Origin of the sequence: Spirillospora sp. NPDC046719 (genome assembly GCF_040645715.1) — a bacterium.
Taxonomy (GTDB): Bacteria; Actinomycetota; Actinomycetes; order Streptosporangiales; family Streptosporangiaceae; genus Spirillospora.
Window position 1 is genome coordinate 1 of sequence record NZ_JBEYYT010000905.1, and the last position, 1,366, is coordinate 1,366.

Genomic DNA, 1,366 nt, shown 5'->3' on the forward strand with positions numbered 1-1,366 from the left:
GCCGGCGGCGCCCGCGCGGCCGGCCGCCGCGGCCAACGCCGCGGCGAACAACCGGGCGAGGCCGCGCGGGTCGTCCAGGACCTCGTCCGCCGCGACCTCCCGGCAGGCGGCGCCGCCGGCGGCGCCGGGCGGGGCCGCGGCCGTCAGGCCCGGCCGGACGATGCCGTCCAGGTCGACGTTGCCGACGAGGACGCTGGTCCCCCACAGCAGCCGGACGGGCGGGGCGCCGGCCGCGCCGGGCTCGATGAGCGTGGAGGCGGTCATGACATGCCCGCCCAGTCCTTGTCGTAGGCGACGTTCCAGGCGACGCAGATGCGCCGTCCGCCGCCGGTGAGGGTGGCCTGCACCGAGTGCGGCAGCCAGCCGGGGAAGGCCACCATCCGGCCGGGCACAGGCTCGACCCGGTAGACGCCCTGGGAGGCGAAGCGGGCCACCGCGGCGGGCCGCGGGTCCAGCAGCTGCAGGTACCCGGCCTCGCCGGTGTCGCCGCCGTCGCCGGACTCGACGTAGAACACCCCGGACCAGGCGGAGTCGTGGTGGGTGTGCGGCCGCAGGCTGCCGCCCTCGGCGTAGACCACCGTCCACGCCTCGGCGATCACCTCCTGGGCGACCTCGTCGGCGGCCTCGCCCAGGGTGGCGCGGGTGAGCGCGCTGACGGCGTCGACGATCCGGCCCTTGAACCAGTCCACGACGGGGTCGTCCCACTGCAGGATGTCCTGGTTGGCCTTCGTCGCGGTGATGACCCCGAAGTTGGACGCCTCGGGATCGGTGCCGGTGCGTTCCAGGATGAGGTCGCGGAAGGCGGGCAGGCGCTCGCCCGCCGAGGCGATGTCGGCGACGTAGAGCGGGCTGCCCCAGGCCGCGAACGGCGCGAGGCGCTCGGGGCGCCGCGCGGGCGCGGGCGCGGGTGCTGTGAGGGTCATGCGGTCTCCTGCAGTCGGCGGACGAACGCGCGTCCGATGTCGGTCAGGTCGGCGGCGGCCCGGTCGAGCAGGTCCAGGCAGCCGGCCCGGTACACCGCCAGGTGCGCGAGGCGGCCGGGCGGCGCGTCGCCGCACGCGCGGTACATGCGCGTCAGTGCGGTCGCGACGTGCGCGGCGCCCAGCACCTCGGCCGGCGAGCGGTCCGCGGTGCCGGACGGGAGCGTGCGGCGGGCGGCACCGGGCCGCTGGAGCCGCCACACCTCCTCGATCAGGTAGAGCCACTGGTGCGCCGTCTCGTGGAGGAGCTGCTCGCGGACCTCCAGCGGCGAGTCGAAGGCGGCGCGGGCCAGCAGGACGTGCTGCGGCCACGCCTTGGACGAGGCGGAGATCGCGCCGCCGTCGGGGTCCAGCAGCGCGTACCGGACCGGCATCTCCAGCAGCGG

At 76.8% G+C, this 1,366-nt stretch carries 3 protein-coding genes; all 3 read right to left on the reverse strand.

Going from position 1 to position 1,366, the window contains the following annotated elements; translation table 11 throughout:
- Window positions 1–264 (reverse strand): hypothetical protein (locus ABZ914_RS51445; protein ID WP_500201822.1); only part of this gene is annotated, 264 nt, incomplete at its 3' end.
- Window positions 261–923: a putative 2OG-Fe(II) oxygenase gene (locus ABZ914_RS51450; RefSeq protein ID WP_500201823.1), complete on the reverse strand. Its 663-nt coding sequence runs from the start codon at window positions 921–923 to the stop codon at window positions 261–263. The genes ABZ914_RS51445 and ABZ914_RS51450, both read right to left, overlap by 4 nt.
- A partial coding sequence (locus ABZ914_RS51455; RefSeq protein ID WP_500201824.1) for an aKG-HExxH-type peptide beta-hydroxylase occupies window positions 920–1,366 on the reverse strand: 447 nt, incomplete at its 5' end. The genes ABZ914_RS51455 and ABZ914_RS51450, both read right to left, overlap by 4 nt.